The organism is Bifidobacterium sp. ESL0800 (assembly GCF_029395355.1).
Taxonomy (GTDB): domain Bacteria; phylum Actinomycetota; class Actinomycetes; order Actinomycetales; family Bifidobacteriaceae; genus Bifidobacterium.
Genome location: NZ_CP113913.1, coordinates 989,828 through 1,014,668 on the forward strand (window position 1 = coordinate 989,828; position 24,841 = coordinate 1,014,668).

18 protein-coding genes are annotated in these 24,841 nt (G+C 58.2%); 4 read left to right on the plus strand and 14 right to left on the minus strand.

Annotation, left to right across the window (positions count from 1 at the left end; translation table 11 throughout):
* The first annotated feature begins 65 nt into the window (after positions 1-65).
* Complete coding sequence (locus OZX75_RS04070) at positions 66-1,196, plus strand: DsbA family protein (RefSeq protein WP_277147147.1); 1,131 nt, start codon at positions 66-68, stop codon at positions 1,194-1,196.
* Between the two features lie 288 nt (positions 1,197-1,484).
* Here the strand turns inward: OZX75_RS04070 and OZX75_RS04075 are convergent, their stop codons facing one another.
* A complete protein-coding gene (locus OZX75_RS04075; protein ID WP_277147149.1) occupies positions 1,485-2,534 on the minus strand; it encodes a TraX family protein in 1,050 nt (349 codons plus the stop codon).
* Positions 2,535-2,939: 405 nt separating this feature from the next.
* Here OZX75_RS04075 and OZX75_RS04080 point away from each other — a divergent pair, with 405 nt between their 5' ends.
* Positions 2,940-3,911 carry a DsbA family protein gene (locus OZX75_RS04080; protein WP_277147151.1) on the plus strand — a complete coding sequence of 324 codons (972 nt, stop codon included), beginning with the start codon at positions 2,940-2,942 and terminating at the stop codon, positions 3,909-3,911.
* A 192-nt stretch (positions 3,912-4,103) separates the two neighbouring features.
* Here OZX75_RS04080 and ileS read toward each other — a convergent pair whose 3' ends face one another.
* From ileS to OZX75_RS04130, 10 genes are all read right to left on the minus strand, one after another.
* Complete coding sequence (gene ileS / locus OZX75_RS04085; RefSeq protein WP_277147153.1) at positions 4,104-7,511, minus strand: mupirocin-resistant isoleucine--tRNA ligase; 3,408 nt, start codon at positions 7,509-7,511, stop codon at positions 4,104-4,106.
* A 357-nt stretch (positions 7,512-7,868) separates the two neighbouring features.
* Entirely contained in the window at positions 7,869-8,750 is an 882-nt protein-coding gene (gene pflA, locus OZX75_RS04090; RefSeq protein ID WP_277147393.1) for a pyruvate formate-lyase-activating protein, read from the minus strand.
* Positions 8,751-8,982: 232 nt separating this feature from the next.
* The gene (gene pflB / locus OZX75_RS04095) at positions 8,983-11,358 is read right to left on the minus strand and encodes a formate C-acetyltransferase (RefSeq protein WP_277147155.1); all 2,376 of its coding nucleotides are present in this window, start codon (positions 11,356-11,358) and stop codon (positions 8,983-8,985) included.
* Positions 11,359-11,690: 332 nt separating this feature from the next.
* Positions 11,691-11,945: a hypothetical protein gene (locus OZX75_RS04100; protein ID WP_277147157.1), complete on the minus strand. Its 255-nt coding sequence runs from the start codon at positions 11,943-11,945 to the stop codon at positions 11,691-11,693.
* A 94-nt stretch (positions 11,946-12,039) separates the two neighbouring features.
* The gene (locus tag OZX75_RS04105) at positions 12,040-12,855 is read right to left on the minus strand and encodes a DUF4234 domain-containing protein (protein ID WP_277147159.1); all 816 of its coding nucleotides are present in this window, start codon (positions 12,853-12,855) and stop codon (positions 12,040-12,042) included.
* A 197-nt stretch (positions 12,856-13,052) separates the two neighbouring features.
* Positions 13,053-14,759 carry an NAD+ synthase gene (locus tag OZX75_RS04110; protein WP_277147161.1) on the minus strand — a complete coding sequence of 569 codons (1,707 nt, stop codon included), beginning with the start codon at positions 14,757-14,759 and terminating at the stop codon, positions 13,053-13,055.
* A 65-nt stretch (positions 14,760-14,824) separates the two neighbouring features.
* On the minus strand, positions 14,825-15,997 hold the full coding sequence (locus tag OZX75_RS04115) for a M20 metallopeptidase family protein (protein ID WP_277147163.1): 1,173 nt from the start codon (positions 15,995-15,997) through the stop codon (positions 14,825-14,827).
* Positions 15,998-16,102: 105 nt separating this feature from the next.
* Complete coding sequence (locus OZX75_RS04120) at positions 16,103-16,741, minus strand: methionine ABC transporter permease (protein WP_525930275.1); 639 nt, start codon at positions 16,739-16,741, stop codon at positions 16,103-16,105.
* A gap of 80 nt (positions 16,742-16,821) precedes the next feature.
* Positions 16,822-18,027, minus strand: coding sequence for a methionine ABC transporter ATP-binding protein (locus tag OZX75_RS04125; protein WP_277147167.1), 1,206 nt, complete (start codon positions 18,025-18,027; stop codon positions 16,822-16,824).
* Positions 18,028-18,111: 84 nt separating this feature from the next.
* Positions 18,112-19,119 (minus strand): MetQ/NlpA family ABC transporter substrate-binding protein, encoded by a 1,008-nt coding sequence (locus OZX75_RS04130; protein ID WP_277147169.1) that lies wholly within the window; start codon positions 19,117-19,119, stop codon positions 18,112-18,114.
* 243 nt (positions 19,120-19,362) lie between these two features.
* On the opposite strand from OZX75_RS04130, the gene OZX75_RS04135 reads away from it, so the two are divergent.
* Positions 19,363-19,902, plus strand: coding sequence for a peptidylprolyl isomerase (locus OZX75_RS04135; RefSeq protein WP_277147171.1), 540 nt, complete (start codon positions 19,363-19,365; stop codon positions 19,900-19,902).
* 304 nt (positions 19,903-20,206) lie between these two features.
* On the opposite strand, the gene OZX75_RS04140 is transcribed toward OZX75_RS04135, so the two are convergent.
* Genes OZX75_RS04140 through OZX75_RS04150 form a run of 3 tightly spaced genes read right to left on the minus strand, consistent with a single transcriptional unit; the run spans position 20,207 to position 23,360 of the window.
* Positions 20,207-22,531: a RelA/SpoT family protein gene (locus OZX75_RS04140; RefSeq protein ID WP_277147173.1), complete on the minus strand. Its 2,325-nt coding sequence runs from the start codon at positions 22,529-22,531 to the stop codon at positions 20,207-20,209.
* Between the two features lie 59 nt (positions 22,532-22,590).
* On the minus strand, positions 22,591-23,070 hold the full coding sequence (dut, locus tag OZX75_RS04145; RefSeq protein ID WP_277147175.1) for a dUTP diphosphatase: 480 nt from the start codon (positions 23,068-23,070) through the stop codon (positions 22,591-22,593).
* Positions 23,070-23,360, minus strand: coding sequence for a DUF4193 domain-containing protein (locus tag OZX75_RS04150; protein ID WP_277147177.1), 291 nt, complete (start codon positions 23,358-23,360; stop codon positions 23,070-23,072). Before OZX75_RS04150 ends, dut begins: the two co-directional genes overlap by 1 nt.
* 175 nt (positions 23,361-23,535) lie before the next feature.
* On the opposite strand from OZX75_RS04150, the gene sepH reads away from it, so the two are divergent.
* Positions 23,536-24,798: a septation protein SepH gene (gene sepH, locus OZX75_RS04155; RefSeq protein ID WP_277147179.1), complete on the plus strand. Its 1,263-nt coding sequence runs from the start codon at positions 23,536-23,538 to the stop codon at positions 24,796-24,798.
* Positions 24,799-24,841 lie beyond the last annotated feature (43 nt).

Genomic DNA, 24,841 nt, shown 5'->3' on the forward strand with positions numbered 1-24,841 from the left:
GTGGCGGAGGGACGCAAAATGAGATTTTCGTCACAGAATGAAAAGGGTCAAAGGGAGAAAACGTCATGGCAACAGACAATGGTCGGGCAAATGACGGTCAGAAGCCCAAAACGACAGATGTGAACACCACGAATATCAACGCCAACAATGGCGACAACGGTAATCCCAAATCCCAAAGGACCGATGAAGTTACGGATTCTCAGTCCCCGATAGCACAAACGAACGGCAGCACTACACAAATGAGCGACAATATCCACGACAACGTCGATGACGATACCGACGACAGCACCGACGACGATACCAAAGCGTCCACAACACTCTTGAAAGAGAAGGCCCTCGATCTGCATGAGAAGATACAGCAACGCCGCGTTCTCGTCATCTGGTCAATCGTCGCAGCAGTTTTGGTGGTCATCATCGTCATCGCCGGCTGCTACGCCTTCTGGTTCAGCAGGCACGGCGAGGAACGCGACTACCAGCAGCTCCAGGCGCTGGCGCAGAAGCCGAAGGGTATGACAAAACAAGGCGGTCTGCCCGCATTCAAAGCCAGTGACTACAACCCGAAGGCCCCAAGCGTTGACCTTTACGTCGATTTCTTCTGCCCGGGTTGCGCCACTGTCGAAAAAGGGCTTTCCACGCCGTTGGAAAAAATGCAGGAAGCCCGCCAAATCAATCTCTACATCCACCCACTCAACTTCCTCGATTCCAAGACGGAAAACAAATACTCCACCCGTTCGGCGAGCGCCTTCGCCTATATCGCCTCGCAGGAGCCAGACAAATCGCTTGCTTTGTCAACGGCCCTGTTTGAAAAAGGCTACCAACCGAACAAAAACAACAACCGCAACGTCAGCAATCAGGAAATCATCGAACAGGCCTTGAAAGCCGGCGTCAGCAAGACGGTCGCTGAAAACTCGACAAAAGGCACCTACAACGATTACGTCGACAAGGCCACGAAATATACCACCGAGCGCAAGGAACTCTACGTTCAGATGCAGGATAATTTCCGCTTCTCGACCCCGACCATCTGCATCAACGGCACCATGTGGCCCTATCGTCATCTTCATGTGATTCAAGACATTGAACCCACGCTCGTCCATTCGCTCGGCCTCCACCGCGAGCAGGTCGGCGACGCCAAGATTACGCCTTCGATAGGCTCGGACGGCAAGGCGCTTGCAATACAGCAGAAGTATCTGTCATAAGCGAGTACGCGAAGACAAAACCTCGCTGATATCACCGCATATCCGTTTCGTCACGGAAGCGTCAGGCAAAGCCAAGAGGTTCCGCGGCAACAATGAAGTTACAGCGGAACCTCTTTCATAGGGTTTTCATCGGTTCCATAGAGCTTTCATTGGGTTCCGAAGATCTCACAGAAGTCAGTCGGATTCCCCAATATTTAAGCTCTCTCAACCAATCCCACGGAACGTTTACCGTGCCAACCCTTCCTCGACGAAACCCACCACCAGCCGGATAACGCCTGCCACACACATTCAGACAAGGCTTGCCAGCACATAGAGAACGGCTATGTGCGCGGGATAGAAGATGTAGAAGAAGTATTTGTCGCCCCGTCCTTTCGCACCGTTGTAGAGCAGGATCGGAATGATGGCGAAAATCATCATCCACTGCGTCTGGCCAGCCAGGGCATACAGCCCCGCGACCACGGCGATGGCCGCACTCTGCCAGAGGGCGCTGTGCCTGACATTACGCAGCGCGTACATCACCGGGATGAGGAGCACCATGACGGTGTTCTCTGCCAGCAAAATCGCAGGATCGACCGCCGTCAGTATACGCAATACCCACATCATCACCGGGCTTTGCGTGCCGTCACCTTGAGCCATGAACGGGAGCAGAACGAGCGAAAGGAGGAACGGCAAGGCGAGCAACAGAATGCCTTCAACCGTTTTCTTCACACGGAAACCGCGGGTGACGGCGGCGGAATGCCTGCTCGCATATATCAAGTTCTGGTCAGGGACGGAACCGTTCTTTCCCGCTGCAGCGATATCGTCGCGGCCGAAAATGACACCGTGCACCGAGCCGGTGCGCTCATCGCCGCCACGCACCCCTGCTCCAAATCCCGAAGCGGCTTTGTTTCCGCGTTTTTTGAAGGCGGCTTCGAAGCAATCGACGGCAGCCATGAAAATCGTGCCGATAAACAGGTCGCGAAAGATGTTGTTGGCCAGTTCCGCCCCGTCATAGTTGACCACGTGCTGAAGCACCATGTCGAGCACGGCCATCAGGACCATGCACACGTAAAGCCTGATCATGTAGGTCTTTTTGCTGTGCGTGTGCGAGAAGCCGATGACACTGACGAAGAAGAACAGCGTGGCCACGGGCCGGCCGAACCAGTCGAGCCAGTTGGGCGCGCCCTGCGAGGCGAACATCTGGTGGACGTGGTCGACCACCATCAGCACCACGCCGATCATCTTGATGTCGAAGGTCGTCAGTCCGAAACGCCGTTGCCGACTCGAGCCGGACAATCCGGACAATGCCGTTTGTTTTGATTGATTCGTTACATCCATATTGCCGATATTGTTTTTCACTCAGCTATTCCTTATAGTCTGTACCATATATATAAAGGTTCTTGTTTGGTTTAAATGTTCTGCCTACCGATTTTCCCCTGGAGCATTATGCAGCTTGTATGTACAAAGCTCTTCACCGATATTCGAGAATACGCTATTACGATCGCTTCGCCATCGTCCTTCAGGATGAAATTTAAGATGTAATATGTCAACGACCAGTAAAACTCTCTCCTCAAAACAGCTGAAAATCATTATCGCGTCTGTGCCTGTTACACGTTCACAACCCTCACATCAGTAGGCTTCCACGATATTTGTCTTGAGCGGACCACCGATTATCTCAACAAAGCGATAAACTTCAAAATAGTGACGTAATCGACAATTCGGCGACTTTGAAAGACACTTGGAAAGGAATCGGGTGATCAGGAAATGAGCGGTATCGGTAAACATTCCCGGTCGCGCGCTTCGTCAAAGCGTAGGATTCCATCCATCCTGACTTCCACGCCCCCGGACAGTGTCAGCGACGGCGAAACCCGTACACAATCCAACGGCGGCGTCATCGGACGCAACCAGTTGATCATCGGAGGCATCGCCGTAGCCATCGTGATGGTGCTGGTTCTGGTCATCGGCATTTCCATCGGCATCAATCAAGGCAAGAAGTCGAAACAGACACTTCCCGAAACCCAAGCCCAGGCCTATGACGACCTGCAGCGAGTCAAAGACAAGCCGACCAATTCCACCGAAGAGGGCGGACTCCCCGCCTACCGCGAGACGCAGCGCAATTCCGAAGCCCCGACCGTGGAAATCTATGAGGACTTCCTCTGCCCCTACTGCGGGGACTTGACTCGCGCGCTTGCGCCGACATTGGAAAAACTGCAGGAGGCGCGACAGATAAATCTGGAATTTCATATCGTCAATCTGTATGACACTCCTTCCACGAATCGGTATGCCACCCGGGCGGCGAATGCGGTGGCGTATGTATCCGAACACGATGCGAAACACGTGACGGCATTCGTGGGCGCATTGTTCGCCAAAGATTTCCAGCCCGACGCCGTTCATTACAAAGACGTCAGCGACAAGCAAATCGCAGCCCAGGCGCAAAAGGCCGGAGTAAGCCGTGATGTTGCCGAAGCCGCGGTCAAGGCACCGTATGCATCCTTCATCAGCAAGGCAACGGTCTATGACACCAAGCGGAAAGAGCTTTTTACCGATATGAATGACAGCAAAGGGTTCTTCCCTCCGACAATCCGCATCAACGGAAAGGTCTCGAAACTCAACACCACCGACAACGACGGCAAAATCATCCAGCGGTTCATCACCAATCTGGGACTGCGGATACCGGATGTCGGAGTCCCCAGCGAGTTGCCGACAATCGGTCCGGACACTTCATACGAGGATTAGGAATAAAAAGGCTTAGCACCATCATGCAACGGCGGTTCAATCGCACCTGAACGTTAGCTCTGTAATAAAGCGATTTTTACGATATAAAAAGGGTTGTGGTCAACCGATGATGACACCGGTTGACCACAACCCTTTTCTCACCCTACCGAGCGTTGCCGCATTTCTGTTTTGCCACTAAAACAACGACGGCTGTTACTGTTTCGCGACGGTTACTTTCAGCTCGTCAGCGGATGCGTCGGCGTTGATCTCGAGCGTCGTGGCGAGCGTCTCGTGGGCGATCAGATCGCGGAACTGCTCGGCCTTGGGCGCATCGGCCGCCGGCACATCGAGCTTGAGACCGATGCGGTCGGTGATGTCGAGATCAGCGGCCTTGCGGGCGTCCTGCACGGCGCGGATGGCGTCACGCGCATAGCCTTCGGCGATCAGGTCGTCGTTGAGCTCGGTGTCGAGGATGACGAAACCACCACCGGGAAGGGCTGCGGAAACGTCGTTGGCGCGATCGGCGGCCGCGACCTCCTCGACCTGGTTGATCAGCGTATATTCGCCTTCCTCCAGCTTCAGGTCGCCATTTGGAGTCTCGACGACCGGGGCACCGGATTCGTCGACATGCCACGACCCGGACTTGGAGGCCTTGATGGCGAACTGCACCTGCTTGCCCAGTCTCGGGCCGGCCTTGCGGGCGTTGACCTTGAGATCGTGCACGATCTTCAGACCGTGTTTGCCGGCGTCTGCGAGCGTGGAGAATTCCACGTCCTTGACGTTGAGCTCAGTCTTCAAGATATCGTCGTAATCGGCGACACCATCGGGATTGTCGACCAGAACGGTGAGCTTGGCCAGCGGCTGGCGCACGCGAATCTGGCAGGACTTGCGCAGCGAGAGCGTGCCGGAAACGACCTCGCGCACCTGTTCCATGGCGTCGACCAAGGCCGGCTCATCGACCAGCACACGGCCCAGCTCGGTCTCTTTACCTTGGTTGAGTTCACTGGTCGATTCGGCGTTCGCGCCGACATCGTGGGACTGCTCGTCGGCAACGGTGACGAACGGCCATTGCGCAAGGTGCACCGATTCCCCACCGGTCAAGCCACGCCAGATCGACTCGGACTCCATCGGGGCGAGCGGCGCCATGACGCGCATCAGAACTTCGAGCACGGTGTAGAGCGTGTTGAACGCCTGCTCATCCTCGTTCCAGAACCGCTCGCGGTTGTTGCGGATGTACCAGTTGGTGAGCATGTCGATGAAGTCCTGCACCGTGGCACAGGCATCTGAGATGGCGAAGGTGTCGAGCGCGTGCTCGACCGCGACCACCAGGCGGCGGGTGCGAGCCAGCAGGTAGCGGTCCATGTTGGGCAGTCCGGCCACCTCGTCAGCGCGCAGCGCGCGTGCGTCGTAGCCCTTGCCGCCGTTGGCCGCATTGGCGTAGAGCGTGAAGAAGTAGTACGAGCTCCACACCGGCAGCAGCACCTGGCGCACGGTGTCGCGGATGCCGTCGGCGGTGACGATGAGGTTGCCGCCGCGCAGGATCGGCGAGGACATAAGGAACCAGCGCATCGCGTCGGAGCCGTAGTCGTTGAACACGCCGTTGACGTCCGGGTAATTGCGCAGGTGCTTGCTCATCTTCTGTCCGTCGTCGCCCAGGACGATGCCGTGGCAGATGACGTTCTTGAAGGCGGGACGGTCGAAAAGGGCCGTCGCCATGACGTGCAAGACGTAGAACCAGCCGCGGGTCTGGCCGATGTATTCGACCACGTAGTCGGCCGGGAAGTGCTGTTCGAAGTACTCCTTGTTCTCGAAGGGGTAATGGAACTGCGCGAAGGGCATCGAGCCGGACTCGAACCAGCAGTCGAGCACGTCGGAGATGCGGTGCATATGCGACTTGCCGGTCGGGTCGTCGGGGTTGACGCGCGTGAGGTTGTCGATGTAGGGGCGGTGCATGTTGACCTTGCCCTCGCCGTCGCGCGGATAGTCGCCGAAATCGGCCTTCAGCTCATCGAGCGAGCCGTAGACGTCGACGCGCGGGTACTTCGGATCGTCGGAAACCCAGACGGGAATCGGCGAGCCCCAGAAGCGGTTACGCGAGATCGACCAGTCGCGTGCGTTCTGCAGCCACTTGCCGAACTGACCGTCCTTGACGTTCTCGGGGATCCAGTTGATCTTCTGGTTGTTCTCGAGCAGGCGATCCTTGACCTTGGTCACGGAGACGAACCACGAGGAGACCGGCTTGTAGATCAGCGGGGTGCCGCAGCGCCAGCAGTGCGGGTAGGAGTGTACGTAGCTCTTCTCCTGGAAGAGCAAAGCACGATGGTCCTCGGGAACACGAGCGATCGGGCCGTCGCCGGCGCGCAGGTTGCGCAGAATCGGCAGGTTCGCGTCGAAGACGTACATGCCCTCATAGTCCGGGCATGCGGAGGTGAAGGTGCAGCTGGCGTCGAGCACGTCGATGGAGTTGACACCGGCAGCGTTCAGCGTGTTCATATCGTCTTCGCCATAAGGCGCCTGATGGACCAGGCCGGTGCCCTCGACGGTGTCGACGTAGTCGGCGGCGAGGATCTGGTAGGCGTTCGGGCCGGGCACATGGCCCTCGCTCTCGGCCTCGTCACCTGCGAAGTACGGGAAGACCGGCCAGTAGCGGCGGCCGACCAGTTCTTTGCCTTTCAGCTCACGAACGACCTCGTAGTTCTCGCCGAGTTCCTTGGCGTACGACCCCAAGAGCGGCTTGCCCAGGTAGAACTTCTTGCCGGCGAATTTGCCCTCGGTGGGCTTCACCTCGACGTAATCGATGTCGTTGCCCACAACGATCAGGAAGTTGGTGGGCGTGGTCCAAGGCGTCGTGGTCCAGAAGACGGCGTAGGCGTCGTCCTCGTCGCGCATCCTGACGGCGACGGAGACGGTGGTGTCCTGGCGGTCCTGGTAGACGTCGGCGTCCATGCGCAGCTCGTGCGCGGAAAGCGGGGTGCGGTCCTTCGGGCAGTACGGCAGCACGCGGTAGCCCTTGTAGGCCAGGCCCTTGTCGTAGAGCGTCTTGAAGGCCCACATCACCGACTCCATGTAGGTGGTGTTCAGCGTCTTGTAGCCATGCTCGAAATCGACCCAGCGGGCCTGGCGGTGGACATAGTCCTTCCACTCGTTCGTATATTTGAGAACGGACTTGCGGCAGGCGTCGTTGAACTTCTCGATGCCCATCTCCTCGATCTGGTCGACCGATTCGATGCCGAGCTCCTTCTGCGCTTCGAGTTCGGCCGGCAGGCCGTGGGTGTCCCAGCCGAAAACGCGGCTGACCTTGCGGCCCTTCATGGTCTGGTAGCGAGGAATGACGTCCTTGGCGTAGCCGGTCAGCAGGTGACCGTAGTGCGGAAGGCCGTTGGCGAAAGGCGGGCCGTCGAAGAAGACGAATTCGTTGTCGCTGTGGTCGCCGCTGGGATTGCGTTCGACGGATTTGTTGAAGGTATCATCCTTGTCCCAATAGTCGAGCACCGACTCTTCCATCTTCGGGAAGCTCGGGTTCGGCGCGACGTGCGCGCTCTGCTCGCCTACGGACGCTTTGGGGTACACATGTGAATTGGTGGTTTCGCTCACCGCACTCTCCTCGCTTGCAGGTTTCATTGCCATGTCCTGCGAGGACGATGCAGCTTCACCGCGCCATTGACGCGACACCCGCACACCGCGGTACCACCCCGCTTGTCGTATTGGTTCGCATTCCCGAATCAATCAGGCCATCGACACCATCGAGACCACAATCCCCCGAGATCGCAATTTCATACGACCGCTTGAAACAGGCTGTTTCGGGCCACCCCGTCGGTTCTAATAAGCCAGCCACACACCGTGCGGCACAACCGTTCTTCCGAAAGCTCCCCGCCGATAACGGATCCGCGCTTATGTTGCATACTATAACACCGGACGAGGATTGTGAAATCGCTCTGTCCGGTGCATGAACAATAAATATATATGGCTTTTATCTCTTTAGAAGACCTCGAAACCGTGGGCCTTGAACTGGTCACGGACACGCTTCTTCAGATCCTTGGACGGCCCTTCCTTGGTCTCCAGCGGATAATCGTAGTGGAGCTCGTGCCACTTCGGACGACCAAGCTGGTGGAACGGCAAGACATCGATGTGCTCGACGGCATCGCCAAAGCTCTCGCAGATCTTGGCCACGTTCTCGACGTTCTCGACGCTGTCCGTAAGCCCCGGGACGAGCACGAAACGCACCCAGATCTTCTTGCCGGCCTTGTTGAGCCTCTGGCCGAAATCGATGGTCGGTGCCAGCTGGCTGCCGGTGACCTTGTGATAGGTCTCTTCGTCGCCGGACTTGACATCGAGCAGACACAAGTCGATGTCGTCGATCATCTCATCGGTCCAGTCCTTGTTCAGGAAGCCGGAAGTGTCGAGGCAGGTGTGGATGCCTTCCTGATGCACCGCGTGGAAGACGCGGGAGACGAACTTGCCCTGCATCATCGACTCGCCACCCGAGAAGGTGACTCCCCCGCCGGTGCTCTGAAAAACGTCTTTATAACGCGTGACACGCTCGATCATATCGTCGAGATAGACCGGCTGGCCGTCACGCATCTTCCATGTGTCCGGGTTCTGGCAGAACTGGCAGCGCAACGGGCATCCGCTCATAAACACCGTCATTCTGGTCCCTGGTCCGTCGACCGACGTGTTGATATCCCATGAATGCACGAAGCCGATGTCGCCGGTACGCAGTGCATTGATGCGATCGTGACGGTCCAATCCTATAGGAGATTGAAAGCCCGAAAGCCCGCCCATCAACGTGTGCTTCGCATATACTTTCGAAACCTTCAGCATATGCTGCGTCGTGGTTCTAAATTGAGTCGTTTCGGACATCATTGCCCTCCTTGTTAAATTCTTCATTCCATATTAACGGATTTTAAAGTAAAATCCCAGTCGCCCGGTGCGCCTCAAGCGCAACGTGATGCATGTGATATTCCATAGATAAACCGTCGCTTGTATCCCCGTCAAAGCCTGTTGAAAAACCTATGAAACATGAGTGAAGGGACGGAGCTGACGCTCCGCCCCTTCAGATCAATTATTCACCACGTTACTACCGTGAGTTCTGTCACTCGGTGACAGCACCCTGATGGAACGTACGGGAAATCACGTCGAGCTGCTGCTCGCGGGTGAGCTTGACGAAGTTCACCGCATAGCCCGAGACGCGCACGGTGAGGTGCGGATACTTCTCAGGATGCGCGACGGCGTCCTCAAGCTGCTCCTTGCGCAGCACGTTGATATTGGCGTGATAGAGACCGTGGCCATTGCCGGAATCCAGGATGCCGACGAGGTTGGTGACGCGCTCTTCCTCATCGCGGCCGAGGCCGTCAGGGGTAATCGTGTTGGTGAGGCTAATGCCGTCCAGCGCGTCGTTGTAGTTGATCTTGCCGACCGAGAACATGGACGGCAGCATGCCGTGCGAATCCATGCCGTTCTCCGGGTTGGCACCGGGGGCGTAAGGCTCGCCCTTCTTGTGTCCGCTCGGGAAGGAACCGGTCGCCTTGCCATAGACCACGTTGGAGGTGATGGTCAGGATGGACTGGGTCGGAACCGCGTTGCGGTAGACCGGCAGAGCCTTGATCTGATCCATGACCGTGGAGACGGTCCACTTGGCGAGGTCATCGGCGCGATCATCGTCGTTGCCGTAGATCGGGAAGTCGCCGACCGTGCGATAGCCGACCACCAGGTCGTCATCCGCGCCTTCGACATATTCCTTCTCATGGCCTTCGAGGTTCTTCGCATCCTTGTTGTAGATAGGATAGACCTTCGCATACTTGAGCGCGGAGAGCGAATCTGCAGCAATCGACAGGCCGGACATGCCGCAACCCAAGGTGCGGTAGACTTCCTTGTCGTGCAGAGCCATCTCGATGGACTCATACGCATACTTGTCATGCATGTAATGAATGATGTTCAGCGCTTCGATGTAGGTCTCCGAGAGCCACTCAAGGGCCTTCTCGTAGTTGTCCTTGACCTTCTGATAGTCAAGGGTGCCGTCGGCTTCGGGCTTGATCGGATCGATGATGCCCTTGTCGATGACCTGCATACCGGTCATTTCGTCACGGCCGCCGTTGATCGCGTAGAGCAGAGCCTTCGCGGAGTTCACACGAGCGCCGAAGAACTGCATCTGCTTGCCGACACGCATCGGGGAGACGCAGCAAGCGATGGCGGCGTCGTCGCCCCAGTGGTCGCGAATGTCGCGGTCGGACTCATACTGGATGGCCGAGGTGGCGATGGAGGTACGAGCGCAATAACGCTTGTAGCCTTCAGGCAGCTTGGAATCCCAGAAGATGGTGATGTTCGGCTCTGGTCCTGGTCCCAGGTGATCGAGGGCCAAGGTGGCGAGCAGACGGAACGAGGTCTTGGTGACCATGTGGCGTCCGTCATCGGCGAAACCGGCGTCGGACCAGGTGGCCCAGTATGGATCACCGGAGAAGATGTTGTCATAGTCCTTGGTGCGCAGGAAGCGGACGATACGCAGCTTCATGACGAGCTGGTCGATGATCTCCTGAGCGTCGGATTCGGTGATCTTGCCGGCCTTGAGGTCGCGCTCGAAGTAGGAATCGAAGAAGGCGGAGACACGGCCGAAGCTCATGGCGGCGCCATCCTGGCTCTTGACGGAGGCGAGGTAGCCCATGTAGGTCCACTGCACGGCTTCCTGAGCGGTCTGAGCCGGACGAGAAAGATCGAGGCCATACTCGTTGCCGAGGTTGATGAGCTGCTTCAGCGCGGTGATCTGATCCGAATGCTCTTCGCGGAAGCGGATCCAATGCTCGATCTCGGCCTCGGTGAAGTCGTTGCGATAAGGAATCGAATCCTTGTCTTCCTTCTTCTTGGCGATCAGATAGTTGACGCCATAGAGAGCGACACGGCGATAGTCGCCGATGATGCGGCCGCGGCCGTAGGCATCGGGCAGACCGGTGAGGATCTTGTTGTGGCGTGCGAGCTTGATCTGCTTGGTATAAACGCCGAAGACACCGTCGTTGTGGGTCTTGCGATACTTGGTGAAGATCGTCTTGATGTTGGGATCAGGCTCTTTGCCTGCTTCCTTGATGGCCTGCTCGACCATACGCCAGCCGCCGTTCGGCATCATGGCGCGCTTGCAAGGCTCATCGGTCTGAATGCCGACGATGACATTATCATGCTCTTTGTCCATGATGTAGCCGGGGCCGAAGTTGTCGATGCCGGCCGGGGTGTGGGTATCGACATCATACACACGCTGCTTGCGCTCTACGGCAAGCTGGTTGTTGTCGAGGTACTCCCACATTTCCTTCGTCTTCGGGGTCGCCGTGGCGAGGAAGGACTCATCGCCATCGTACGGCGTGTAATTCTTCTGAATGAAATCGCGAACATCGATTTCCTTCTGCCAGTCTCCTCCGACGAAGCCGTTCCAGGCCTTCGCCTGCAGCTCCTCGGCAGATAAAGCAGTCTGATCTACTGCGGTCATTTAGCACTCCTTATTAGTGGAGCAACGCATCTTCACGTTGCGTTCGATTCCCATTGTAGAGTGGTCTTCGTCACAAACACAGCCAAATAAATGTGACCTACATCACTTTTTTGCCTTTTTGTATGCAGCTTTGCTTTTCAAAAATGTTGGGAAAATACCAAAAGCCAATAACGACAACGGTTGCGGGCATTACAGCCGATTCTGAATTTGACGTATCAACAACTCAAAAAAATGTGATGTACGTCACTTTTTATATCAAGGGATAAAAAACTGGCCAATATATCCATACTTGAATATTGACCAGTTATTGGTTCCCCACCGAAGAACGGCAATCATGCCTCTTGGTTTTCCGACTCGGCATCATCCGAATCATTGTCCCAGGCATTCCATTTACGGTTCTGCTCATCCCAGATCAGGTTGCGTTCCCTGACGATCTTCCAAGCGTCCTGCGCATCCTTTCGGGACTTGTATGGACCACTTCGCTGGCCTACGGGCGAAAGCTTGCCCAACTCGGGCTTGCCCGTTGCCGTATTGAAATACCATTGTCTGCTCTCATCATCATTCGTGTCTTGCCTAACATCGACCATCGCAATTCCCCTCTATCGGCAACATGGTCTTTCTTACCTTAGCCCGGATCGGTTTCACGTCGCTTCGGCTCGTCCGAAGGCGTAGCCGACAAGCTCAGCCACGCTGGTTGTAGTCGGCGCAGAGTGTGTTGATCGCATTCAGATATTTGTAGAAATAAATAAACGGACCGACGATAATGAGGGAGCCGAGGAAATCCCAAAGCCAGAAATCGGAAGCGGAGAGTTCACGGGCATAGCCGCGACGCTGCAGTTCATCGCCGATGCGATTGCTCATCTTGTGGTACCAGACCAATGAGGCGATTCCCAAAGTAATCGGACCGACCAGGAAGTAGAGCAGGCAGTAATGCATCGTCTTCTTGCCGTCGTAACGGCCGGCGACGGTATTGAGCGAATCGGTGGCACCAGTCATAATGACGATATTGTAAATGCCCAAGGTAATGATGCCGAGCAGAATCCACTTGACCAGACTGCGCCCGGTATAAAGCTGACCGACCGGCGCCATGCCGGTCTGAACCGGGACGTCGTATCGGGGCTGGTATTGCTGAACCGTGGGATCGATCGGAGGATTCTGCGGTGCCGGCTGCGAGGTGGCGTACGCCGATTGTCCTTGCTGATATTGTCCGTCATTAAACTGCGAAGTCTCCTGCTGCTGAAATTCCGGCGAAACAGGAGCATTGAACGGTTGCCGGCCCGGGCCTTGCTGCGGTTGCGCAACAGGCTGAATCGGCTGGAAATTCTGATTGCTTTGCGAGGTGAATTGCGGCTGGCCGGCCTGCGGGTCGGTCATCGCATGCGGCATCGGCACCGTACCAGGCTGGGAAGACGGCGCGGGAACGCCTCCAACGGGAGAACCCGAAGGCTGCGGAATCGAGGGGAGCGGAATATTGGGCTGAGGCATCGGATTGCTCATGGTAGTATCTTTCTTCTCGCGGGCTGACGGTCTCTGACAGACTTCTTCGCCCAAAGCATAATGATAACCAGTTGGCACCACCAAATGCAAGCCGCTTCTGTCTTCGCCGATATTGTGGGCGCGATCACTGATTTTCGCTCTGCCGATTAGAGCACATGGGAACCGGCAAACCGCCGTGTTTCCGCCCGACACCACGTCTATTCGCGGAAAGCGCTGGTCACCGGCAGACGACGGTCACGACCGAACGCCAACGACGTGACTTTGGGACCGAGCGGATACTGGCGACGCTTCCATTCGGCACGGTCGACCAAGCGCATCACCGTGTCGACAGTACCCTCGTCAAAACCGTCTTTCAGCAGATCGGCACGACCGTGGGCCTTCTCGATGTAGGCCGCCAGGACCTGATCGAGCAGCGCATATTCCGGAAGCGAATCGGAATCCTTCTGACCGGGACGCAGCTCGGCGCTGGGGGCTTTTTCGATGCTCGAGACCGGGATCATCACCCCGTCTTTGAGCGGCACGCCCGCTCCCCCGTTTTCGTTGCCTACGATTTTGAGGCCTCCGACGCCGACACCCGCGGCCGCCGCGCGGTTGCGCCAACGCGAAAGCTCCCAGACCCGGGTCTTGAGCAAATCCTTGATCGGGGCGTAGCCGCCGACCGCATCGCCGTAAATCGTGGAATAGCCGCAGGCCAGCTCGGACTTGTTGCCGGTGGCGAGCGCCAGCAGGTTCTTGGAGTTCGAATAGGCCATCACGATGACGCCACGGATGCGCGCCTGCAAATTTTCGGCGGCGATGCCGTCGAGCTCGAGCTGGCCTTGGAACGCCTTGAACAACGGCTCGATGGGCTGGATGTCGTATTTGGCGCCGATGTTGCGGGCCAGGTCGGCCGCATCGTCCTTGGAGCCGTCGGAGGAATACATGCTCGGCATGGAGACGCCCTGCACGTGCTCGCCGCCCACCGCGTCGGCCGCCATCGCGGCCACCAGTGCGGAATCGATGCCGCCGGAAAGGCCGAGCACGACACCGGTGAAATGGTTCTTGGCCATATAATCCTTAAGCCCCAGAACGCAGGCCGCATAGACCTCTTCATCGGGGTCACGCAATGCGGCAAGCGTGCCGACCTGTTGATGGCCGGCCGCGGAATCGAAATCGAAATAACTCAGGTCTTCGACGAACATCGGCGAGCGCTCGACAAGCGTGCCGTCGGCATCGACCACGAAGCTGCCGCCGTCGAAGATCAGGTCGTCCTGCCCGCCGACCTGGTTCAAGTAAATCAGCGGGGCATGGACCTCGTGCGCACGCCTGACGGCCAAATCAAGCCGCGTATGGGTTTTGCCTTCCTCATACGGCGAGCCGTTGATCGTCAGCAACACGTCGATGCCTTGTTCAGCCAGCTCGGCCACCGGCCCGCCGTCCTGCCAGATATCCTCGCAGATAGCGACGCCGACCTTCACGCCCTCGATATCGAGAATGACGGAATGCTGGCCGGCCTCGAAGATACGGAACTCGTCGAACACACCGTAATTGGGCAGGAAATGCTTGTCGTAGGTCGAGAAGACCGAGCCTTCGTGCAATACCACCAAGCGGTTGGTCGGTTTGCCGTCGACGTCACTCGCCTCGGAGGTCCCGACAGTTCCGGCCACCACGTAAAGCGAGCCCAAACCTTCTTTTTGCAAGGTTTGCGCCAGTTCGTCGGCCTTGTCGGCAGCGGCCTTGCGGAAGGTGGCCCGGAATGCGAGATCCTCGATTGGGTAGCCGGTCAGGGTCATTTCCGGGAAAACAACGACCTGAGCCTTCTTGAGCGCAGCCATCCGGCTGAATTGCAGGACGGTGGCGGCATTGCCGTTGAGGTCACCCACGCAGGTGTCGATCTGGGCCAAAGCGAAACGTAGTTGAGTCATGTCTTCATCATATCCGCTGGTGTGGCTGAGAAATACCCAATGAGCCAAACGTGGCAGAGCAGCGCTCAGCGATGACTCCATTCATCCCCCAGACGCAACGCGGCGTTGGCATAGAATTCCGCTGCGGGTTTGATGGCCCCATCAAGCGCGACGAACTCGGGGTTGTGTAGGCCATGACGGCCCGGCTGCCCGTTGGATCCGATGAACGCGAAGACCATGGGAGCCAGTTCGCCGTAATTATAGAAATCCTCACCGGCCATGGACGGCTTGATGGGCGCGAGCTCGGCGTAATCGGGAACGTCACGCGCGACGACTTGCGCCAGATGTGCGTCGCTGACCAGAGGGCCGGCAACGGTGTCGTATACGATATCCGCAGTGATGCCGTACGCGGCAGCCGTGGATTCGACCACTTCGCGGAATCGACGGGCCACCAGATCGCCGTCGTCCTGATAGAAATAACGAATGGTGCCCATGAAACCGGCATGAGCCGGGATGACGTTCCAGACGTCGCCGCCCTGCACTTGAGTAACCGACAGCACGACCGGCCGGAACGGAGAGGCGTTACGGCTCACGATGCCTTGCAATGCCAGAATGGTCGAGGCCATCGCCTCCATGGGGCCCGTGCCGGCCTCGGGATAGGCACCATGGGTGCCGTCGGCGTTGAAGGTGACGCGGAAACGCACACAGCCGGCCATCATGGGCTCTTCCCCGACGGCGATCTGACCCGGCTTATAGTCGGGGTTGTTGTGAGTGCCGACGATGGCGTCGAGATGGCCCAACGCATCTGCGGCGATGACATGTTGCGCGCCCTCGCTGGTCTCCTCAGCCGGCTGGAAGAGAATCACGACCGAGCCTCGGATGCGATTGCTGTGCTCGGCTAACCAGAAGGCTGCCGCGAGCAAACCGCTCATATGGATGTCGTGGCCACAGGCGTGCATGACGCCTTCGTTTTTGGAAGGACGGTCCACACCGGAACGCTCACAAACCGGCAATCCGTCGATGTCGGCGCGAAGGGCGATACGAGGCCCCGGATTGTCTCCTTTGATTTCAGCCACCAAACCGGTTTCCAACGTGGTGTCAAGCACCGTAATGCCATGCGACTGCAATTGGTCTCGGAGGTATTTGGTCGTCTCGAATTCCTTGAAACCCAGCTCCGGATATTCGTGGAGATGACGACGTATGGCGATCAGATCATCCTTGATATCGATATGAACCGTCTGATCCGTCTGATCCGTCATAGCAACCTCATTTCCGTTAATCTCTTACTCTGTACCGCTTTTAATCACATCATCAAACATCATCAAACATCATCAACATGTAGAGATGACGATTCCGCGCCTTCGTTACTGCTGACGCTTGAGAATGCGCTTGGCCAGCATGTTGGCGATGGCCTGCACCACCTGAACCAGGACGATCATGATGATCACCGCGGTCCAGGTCACCGTCGGATCGAACTTCTGATAGCCGTAGGCGATGGCGAAATTACCGAGTCCGCCGCCGCCGATGTAGCCGGCCATGGCCGACATGTCGAGGATCGAGATGAACAGGAAGGCGTAGGCCAGGATGAGCGGGCCGAGCGCCTCGGGGATCAGCACGGTGCGCACGATAGTGAATTTGGAGGCACCCATGGCCCGGGCCGCCTCGATGACGCCGGAATCGACGGGTACGAGATTCTGCTCGACCAGCCTCGAAGTGGCGAACGTGGCCATGATGACCATCGGGAAGATCGCCGCCATGGTGCCGATGGAGGTGCCTACCACCTTGATGGTCAACGGCTGCATCGCCGCCAGGAAGATGATGAACGGAATGGGCCGGACGATGTTGACGATGATGTCAAGCACCCGGTAGACCGTGGCGTTGGCGAACAGGTTGCCCGGGCGCGTGCCGTAAAGCACCACGCCGAGCATAAGGCCCAGGATACCGCCGAGAAGAAGCGTGACGAACACCATCTCCAGTGTCTGGGCGATGGATTGGAAAAGCATCGGCCTGAGCACCGACCAATCCTGCGTCGACGCCAAGGTCACGACGCCGGAAGCCGTGTTGTTGATAGCGCTGATAGCGTTCATCGTGTCTCTCCCCCGTTGTGCGTTTCGTTGGCCTGCTCTTTCGATTGCTCGGAGCCATCCGCCGTGGCCGAGCCCTTGCCGGCCTTGCGCGGCATGGGGCGCAGCACCGCCTCGCCGTACTCCACCGGCGCCTGCCGTGTACCGAAATCGAAGACGTCGCTGTTCAGGGCGAGCTCGCCGAGGAAGTCTTCGACAAGGGCGGCGTCCCCGGCCAGCTCGTAGGTCATCGCGCCGATGGCGGAGCCGGCCACGGTGTCGATGCCGCCGTAGACCAGATTGGTGGGTATCGCGTATTTGGAGATGAGCTCCGAGATGTTCTGGCCGGAAGCGGAAACCCACGAACCGTTCAGCTCGTTGCGCGTCTCCTTCTGACGGATGAGCACCGTGACGATGCGTCCGGCCCACTGGCGGTGGATGTCGGCGACGCGCTCGGCGTCGGGAAGCCCCGAGATAGCCGTGGCGATGAAGCGCTTGGTCACCTCCTGCTCGGGAGAAGCGAAGAGGCTGTAGGCGTCTCCACGCTCGACCACCTTGCCATCGCTCATCACCGCGACATGGTTCGCGATCTGCTGGACGACGTTCATCTGATGGGTGATCAGCACGATGGTGACGCCAAGCACCTGGTTGACCTGCTTGAGCAGGTCGAGCACCTCGCCGGTGGTCTCAGGGTCGAGGGCGCTGGTCGCCTCGTCGGCCAGGATGATCTCGGGATTCGTGGCCAAGGCGCGAGCGATGCCGACACGCTGTTTCTGGCCGCCGGAAAGCTGCGAAGGATACTTGTCCGCCTGGTCGGCAAGGCCGACGAAACGCAGCAACAGGTTGACGCGACGCTCCAGATAGTCCTTGCGCCAATGGTCGAGCACCAAGGGATAGGCGACGTTCTGTGCCACCGTCTTGGTGGAGAAGAGGTTGAACTGCTGGAAAATCATGCCGATCTTCTGACGCAGCGGCCGCAGCGACGACTCACCCAAGGAGGTGATGTCCTGCCCGAGCACGCGCACCGTGCCGGACGTCGGGCGTTCCAAGGCGTTGATCATGCGCACCAAGGTCGACTTGCCCGCGCCCGAATAGCCGATGATGCCGAAGATGTCGCCCTTGTCGATGCTCAACGACACGTCGTCGACGGCACGGGTCGACGTTCGGGCACCTTTCGCCCTGAACTCCTTGACCACATGGTCAAGCTCGATGATTGGTTCCGCCATGTTCCTGTTTTCACCTCGGCATTTCGTTGTTTGCACGCCCTGTCCGGGCCCGTTCAAATCCTATTGACCGTCTGTCGACGGGCATCACTTGGCCTGCGCCGCGTCCTTCTCGATGTCCTTCATGAAGCCCTGCAGATCGGCGGCGCTGTACTTGCCGGCCAGCGACGCGCTGCCGTCGGACTTCTTCATGACCCCGTCCGAGACCTTCTTGGAATGGAAGATCTTGATGAGTTTGAGGTATGTGGGATTGCTCACGTCGGCGGCGCGGGAGGCGAAGATGTTGATGTAGGGGCGGGCCTCCTTGCTCTCGGCATTGTCCTGATAGATCGCGTCGGTGGCCTTGAGCCCTGCGTCCTTGACATAGTCGTTGTTGACCACGCCGGCGGATACCTGCGGATCCTTCAGCGCATTGGCGACCTGTTCGGCCTTCAGCGGCGCCACTTTCACCTTGGAGTCGGCAGTGTCGATATCAGCGGGCGTGGTGAACGCGGTCCAACGGTGCTTGAGCTTGATGAGGCCGGCGGATTTCAGAACGCCCAACGCGCGGGCCTGGTTGGTCTCGTCGTTCGGCACCGGGACGGTGGTGCCCGCCGGAATGTCCTTGATGTCCTTGTATTTGCTGGAATAGATGCCAAGCGGATAAACCGCGACTCCGCCGATCGGCTGCAGATCCTTGTGGTTCTTCATGTTGTAGTTGGCCAGGTAAAGGATGTGCTGGAACTCGTTCAAATCAAGATTGCCGGCGTCCACGGCCGGGTTCTCGGAGGTATAGTCCTGGAAATCGACCAGATCGACATAGATGCCCTGCTTTTGCGCCTCGGACTTGAAAATCGGCCATTCCGGGTTGGTGACGCCGACCACGCCGATCTTGACCGGGTTGGATGGCGACCCTTTGGCCGCTCCGGCCTGGTTTGCCGTGAAACCACGATAGCCGAAGAAGGCGATGCCGACGACCAGAGCCGCAACCACCACGGCGATGATGACGTTGCGTGGGGTGTGGTTGACCCTGACCACCTCATCCGAACGTTGAAAATCGGCAAGCAGTTCAGAGATATCCGTGTCGTCGTGTTGATGGATACCGGATGACGTCATATATTCTCCCTGTAATAAATCGCAGTTGCTACCATACCCGAATATTACAGTCAAACACGGCCCGAACTGACTAATACCTTATAGATTCTGGTGATGACGCGGACAATAATCGCACAATGACGACAATTCCTGCCGCCCCCTCCCAGAGGCTGAGTCCATAGCACATCGCGCACAGTCGGCGAGTTCCTTAGTCTATCGGCTTATCGACCTGGCAAGTCCTCAATCGGTGTGAAAATGAAACCTATGACTAATGTAATCATGCATACCACAGAGGGCGACATCGTCCTGAACCTCTTCGACGACAAAGCGCCGGAAACCGTCAAGAACTTTGTCGGCCTCGCAACCGGCGAAAAGGAATGGACCGATCCCGCCACCGGCGAGAAGTCGAACAAGCCCTTCTACGACGGCCTGACCTTCCACCGCATCATCAAGGACTTCATGATCCAAGGCGGCTGCCCGCTGGGCAACGGTACCGGCGGCCCGGGCTATGAATTCGACGACGAGATCGTCGAGGACCTGAAATTCGACGAACCCTACAAGCTCGCCATGGCCAATGCGGGACTGCGCCGCGGACGCGACGGCCGTCAGCATGGCACCAACGGCTCGCAGTTCTTCATAACCACCGTGCCTTGCCCCTGGCTCAATGGCCACCACACCATTTTCGGGCAGGTGGCGGATGACGCCGGCAAGTCCGTGGTCGACCGCCTGCAGAACCTGCCCACCGACGGCAACGACATGCCGCTGGAACCGGCCGGCATCGTCTCGGTCGAAGTAGTGAAGTAGAGTCGCCGTCATCCGTCGAACCCATGAAATGCCACGCCAGCAAAAGCAGCGTGGCATTTCGCATTCATACCTTCCTGTGCGCCGCCCCTTTTCATCCGAGTTCACCATCGATCACGTCGTGCGGAGCGCATATACAGAGAAAAGCACACTTTTAGACCTATTTTCGTGATTATCTCTGCATCTGCACTTTCCATGCAGAGATAATCACGATTTTGCAGCATTTTTTGTGATTATCTCTGCATATTTGCCATGGACGCGGAGATAATCACACTTGCAGGGACCTAATAGAAAGGCAAACCGTCCCTTACATCTTGCGCATGTGCGGGACAGCGGAATCCTTGGCGCCGGTCAGGCGGTAGACGTCGAAAACGCCGTCGATCTTGCGCACCGCGCTCAAAAGCGTGTTCATGTGCTGCGGGTCGGCCATCTCGAAGGAGAACTGGCTGGTGGCCACGCGGTCGGAGCCGGTGGCGACGGTGGCGCTGATGATGTTGACACCATGGTCGGAAAGCACCTGGGTGACGTCGGTCAGCAGGTGCGGCCGGTCGAGCGCCTCCACCTGGATCTTGACCATGAACAGGCCCTTGGCGCTGGTCCAGGCGACCTCGACCACGCGATCGGGCTGTTGCTTCTCAAGATTGAGCATGTTCTGGCAATCGGCGCGATGCACCGATACGCCCTCGTTTTTGGTGATGAAACCGAGAATCTTGTCTCCGGGGACGGGCGTGCAACACCGGGCCAGCTTGACCCAGACGCCTTCCACGCCCTTGACCGAAATGCCAAGCTTGTTGGTATCGCGGCGGCGCTCGACGTGCTTTAAAGGCAGGGCTTCCTGCTCGACGTCCTCTTCCACCTCGTCCTGCCCGGCGTCTTTGACCAGTCGCGAGATGACGTTCTGTGTGGAGACCTGGCCATCGCCGATAGCGGCGAACACGGCGTCGGCGTTGTCGAAATTGAGTTCGTCGGCCACTCCGACCAACGCCTGCGGCGTCAGAAGGTTCGAGACCGGCAGGTTGCGCTTGCGCATGGCGCGGGTGAGCTCGTCGCGCCCCTCGTCGATGGCCTCGCTGCGGCGTTCCTTGCTGAACCACTGGCGGATCTTGTTGCGCGCCTTCGGGCTTTTGACGAAGCTCAGCCAGTCGCGCGAAGGACCGGCGGTTTCTGATTTCGAGGTCAGGATCTCGACGGTGTCGCCGCTTTCGAGCACGGTGTCGAGCGGGACGAGACGGCCGTTGACGCGCGCACCCATGGTGCGATGGCCGACCTCGGTATGCACCGCGTAGGCGAAATCGATCGGGGTGGCGTTGGCCGGCAGGGAGATGATCTTGCCCTTGGGGGTGAAGACGTAGACTTCGGCGCTGCCCAGATCTTCTTTCAGGGAACCGAGGAACTCGTCGGAGTCCGGGGTCTCGCTGGTCCAGTCGGCCAGCTGCTGGATCCACTTGAGGTTGTCGGCTTCGCTCAGATCCTGGTTCTCTTCGCTTTCGCGCTTCTTGTCGGTCTTGTCGGGCTCGCTCAACTTGCGTCCGGCCTGCCCGTTTTCCTTGTACTTCCAGTGGGCCGCGATGCCGAATTCGCTGCGCCGGTGCATGTCCCAGGTGCGGATCTGAATCTCGACAGGCTTGCCGCCGGGGCCGACCACCGTGGTGTGCAGGCTCTGGTACATGTTCATCTTCGGCATGGCGATGTAGTCCTTGAACCTGCCGGGAATCGGGCTCCAGCGGGCGTGGACGGCACCGAGGGCCGCATAGCAGTCCTGGATGGTATCGACGATGATGCGCACGCCGATCAGGTCGTAGATATTGGAGAAATCATGGCCTCGTACGATCATCTTCTGATAAATCGAGAAATAGTCTTTCGGCCGGCCGGTGACGGTGGCCTTGATGTGCTGGTCGGCGAGGTCTTCGTTGATCTCGCTGACTATCTGCTTCAGGTAGACGTCACGCTGGCCGGCACGACGGTTGACGAGCACGACGATTTCGTTGTAGATCTTGGGATAGAGGACTTTGAAGCTCAGCTCCTCAAGTTCGGTCTTGATGGCGTTCATGCCGAGTCTGTTGGCAAGGGGCGCATAGACGTCAAGCGTCTCCCGAGCCTTGCGCTGGGCATTGGCCGGTTTGACGTAGCGCCAGGTACGTGCGTTATGGAGGCGGTCGGCCAATTTGACGACCAGCACACGCACATCGCGGCTCATGGCCACAACCATCTTGCGAATGGTCTCGGCCTGCGCCGAGTCGCCGACCTCCATGCGGGTCAGTTTCGTGACCCCGTCGACCAGACCGGTGACGGTGTCGCCGAATTCCTCACGACACTGATCGAGCGTGTAATCGGTGTCTTCGACGGTGTCATGCAACAATCCTGCGGCGACCACCAACGATCCCATGCCGAGGTCGGCCAGAATCTGGGCGACGGCCAGCGGATGGATGATATACGGTTCGCCGGAACGACGACGCTGGGTGCGGTGCTGCCAGACGGCACGGCGATAGGCGCGCTCAAGGATAGCAAGGTCGGCATCCGGGTGATGGGCACGGCAGGCGCGCACGATGGGCTGCAACGGGTCGAGCGGGTCCGTGCTGATCTCGCAGCCCAGCATCTTCGCCGAATTGTTGTCAGAAACCGTATCGCCCATGCCCGCTCCCATCACCGTATCTCTGGTTTCATTCTATCTGATTAAAGGACGGAGCGTCGCTATCTGCTCGCCAACCCGGTGGAACCGAACCCGCGCTCGGCACGATCGCTGCCGGGAAGCGTTGCCGCGGGGACGAACCGCGCCTCAACGTAACGTTGGATGACCAGCTGCGCGATACGATCGCCTGCGTGCAAAACCACGGTATGTTCGGCGTCGAGATTGATCAGCGGCACCTTGATTTCCCCGCGGTACCCCGCATCGATGGTGCCTGGCGCGTTCAAAACCGTCACGCCCGACTTGACCGCCAATCCGCTGCGTGGATGCACCAGCCCGACATAGCCGCAGGGAAGCGCGATCGAGACGCCCGTCGGCACCAAGGCGCGTTCGAACGGCTTGAGCTCGACGTCCTGTGTGCAGGTCAGGTCGGCACCCGCATCACCCGCGTGCGCATAACGCAGGGCAGGCACGTTTCCGTCGGCATCGGCCTTCAGGAGCACTTCGACGTTTTCCGGTTCGTTGTAGCTTTCGGCATAGGCCATCAGGCGGCGCACTCCTTGCAGACCGGGCCGTCGGGGCCCATATGGTCAAGTTGGCTGCGGTGCTTGACCAGGAAGCACTCCGAGCAGATGAACTCGTCTCCCTGCATGGGAATGACGGTCACCGAGGAATCCTCGTTGCTCAAATCCGCACCGGGCAACTCGTAATCCTCGGCGATGGCGTTCTCGTCGTCGTCGATGTCCTCGGCGGAGTCCCTGCTGCTTTTACTCAACGCCTGAAGGGATTCCTCGTCCTCGTCCTTGTTGCGAGGGGAATCATAATCTTGGGCCATTTCGCCTTCCTTTCTTTTGGTTCTCGGTATGTGCTACCGATGGCTGGCACCTCTAAATGTCTTTTACGGGCAAAAGGATACACGATTTCGCAAATTCGTAAAGTACGACACGAGGGACATAATGGAATAAAGTAAAATTCTTGTAGTTTTATTGTTGTAGGAAAGTGGTGCTCGCATGTCAATCAGTTCAGTTACGGATGCTCGGTTCGACCATGTCGACGAGGATGGCGAGCTGGTGTTCGTTTCGAAGGGATTGAAGTTCCGGATACCGGTGGATGACACGTTGGAGCATGCCATTCTCGAGGCACGCCAAATACTTAGCGAGGCCGAGGAAATCAATAATCCAGGACTGGCGCAAACCCTACCAATATCAAGCATTCAGGCACTGATCAGAGCCGGCGCGCAGCCTGAAAAAGTGGCCGAGAAATACGGTCTGAGCCAGGCGTTGGTACGACGTTTTTCCGCCGCGGTCGAGACGGAAAAGCAATACGCCATCGAACAGTTCCTTGCCGTTTCCGCACCCAAAGGAAGCAAGGTCCACTCTGTCGAAGATCTCATCGCGTGTACGCTCGCCGCCGCCCGCATCGGCATGGAATCCGTCAAGTGGGGCGCGACACGCCGGGGAAGGGAACCTTGGCTGATTACGGCGACATTCAGCACCCAGCGCAATCGCATACGTGCCGAATGGACGTGGAATATGCATGACAACACCGTCGAATGCCAGAACACGGCGGCGCAGATACTGCTCGGCGAGACGGACACCAGCATTCAACGTGAACGTACCGGCGAGAAGACGTCGGATGCAGCCGCTCAGGTCGTCGGCTCAGGGCAAACGCAGGAAAACACCGAAGGCACCGCCACGAACGCAACGGCATCGTCGGCTAGAAGCGATGACAATGACGCGATGGCAGCGTCGACGTTTGCCGCATCGCAGGCCCTGCCCGGTGATTCCGTGCGTTCCGCGCGAATCGCCAGCACCGTGGCCTCCATGCAGGAACAGACACATGAGGAGCCCGAGACTTCCCAGCCCCGTTCTGGCGCAGATCCGGTTTCCGACGGCAACGCCGAAGACAATTCCGTCGCCATGGGTTCCGTCTCCCTGCCTTACCCGGCACCAACCATAGGCCGACAGTCGACTTCAACAAATCCTCAAACCCCGTCTATGACGGCGACGCCAAGCGTGCCGGCGGATGCCATGTCGCTACCGCTGCCCGACCGCACCAACGAAACGCCGTCGCAGACCTTCAGCGTACTCGGCAACGAGTCGCCGCAACAGCCCGGAACCGACCATTCCGACACGGCCCAACTTGCCGACGAACGCAATCAGACGGCGAAAGACGGCAACAACGGTAGCGAACACCACGATCACAAACACGGCAAGCGCAAATCGGGACGTTCCGCTGTGCCCAGTTGGGACGAGATTCTGTTCGGAGAATGATATTTCTCGCTTTCTTGCATTGATGTCTATTGCAGTGATGCCT

Excerpts from the sequence above, each read along its gene's own strand:
- OZX75_RS04105 (WP_277147159.1), bottom strand. The coding sequence starts at position 12,855 with ATGAGCAATCCGATGCCTCAGCCCAATATTCCGCTCCCCTCGATTCCG.
- dut (WP_277147175.1), bottom strand. The coding sequence starts at position 23,070 with ATGGCCTATGCCGAAAGCTACAACGAACCGGAAAACGTCGAAGTGCTC.
- OZX75_RS04100 (WP_277147157.1), bottom strand. The coding sequence starts at position 11,945 with ATGGTCGATGTTAGGCAAGACACGAATGATGATGAGAGCAGACAATGG.
- OZX75_RS04120 (WP_525930275.1), bottom strand. The coding sequence starts at position 16,741 with ATGCTTTTCCAATCCATCGCCCAGACACTGGAGATGGTGTTCGTCACG.
- OZX75_RS04150 (WP_277147177.1), bottom strand. The coding sequence starts at position 23,360 with ATGGCCCAAGATTATGATTCCCCTCGCAACAAGGACGAGGACGAGGAA.
- OZX75_RS04130 (WP_277147169.1), bottom strand. The coding sequence starts at position 19,119 with ATGACGTCATCCGGTATCCATCAACACGACGACACGGATATCTCTGAA.
- OZX75_RS04140 (WP_277147173.1), bottom strand. The coding sequence starts at position 22,531 with ATGGGCGATACGGTTTCTGACAACAATTCGGCGAAGATGCTGGGCTGC.
- OZX75_RS04115 (WP_277147163.1), bottom strand. The coding sequence starts at position 15,997 with ATGACGGATCAGACGGATCAGACGGTTCATATCGATATCAAGGATGAT.
- sepH (WP_277147179.1), top strand. The coding sequence starts at position 23,536 with ATGTCAATCAGTTCAGTTACGGATGCTCGGTTCGACCATGTCGACGAG.
- OZX75_RS04110 (WP_277147161.1), bottom strand. The coding sequence starts at position 14,759 with ATGACTCAACTACGTTTCGCTTTGGCCCAGATCGACACCTGCGTGGGT.
- OZX75_RS04125 (WP_277147167.1), bottom strand. The coding sequence starts at position 18,027 with ATGGCGGAACCAATCATCGAGCTTGACCATGTGGTCAAGGAGTTCAGG.
- OZX75_RS04080 (WP_277147151.1), top strand. The coding sequence starts at position 2,940 with ATGAGCGGTATCGGTAAACATTCCCGGTCGCGCGCTTCGTCAAAGCGT.
- OZX75_RS04135 (WP_277147171.1), top strand. The coding sequence starts at position 19,363 with ATGACTAATGTAATCATGCATACCACAGAGGGCGACATCGTCCTGAAC.
- pflB (WP_277147155.1), bottom strand. The coding sequence starts at position 11,358 with ATGACCGCAGTAGATCAGACTGCTTTATCTGCCGAGGAGCTGCAGGCG.
- OZX75_RS04070 (WP_277147147.1), top strand. The coding sequence starts at position 66 with ATGGCAACAGACAATGGTCGGGCAAATGACGGTCAGAAGCCCAAAACG.
- pflA (WP_277147393.1), bottom strand. The coding sequence starts at position 8,750 with ATGTCCGAAACGACTCAATTTAGAACCACGACGCAGCATATGCTGAAG.
- ileS (WP_277147153.1), bottom strand. The coding sequence starts at position 7,511 with ATGAAACCTGCAAGCGAGGAGAGTGCGGTGAGCGAAACCACCAATTCA.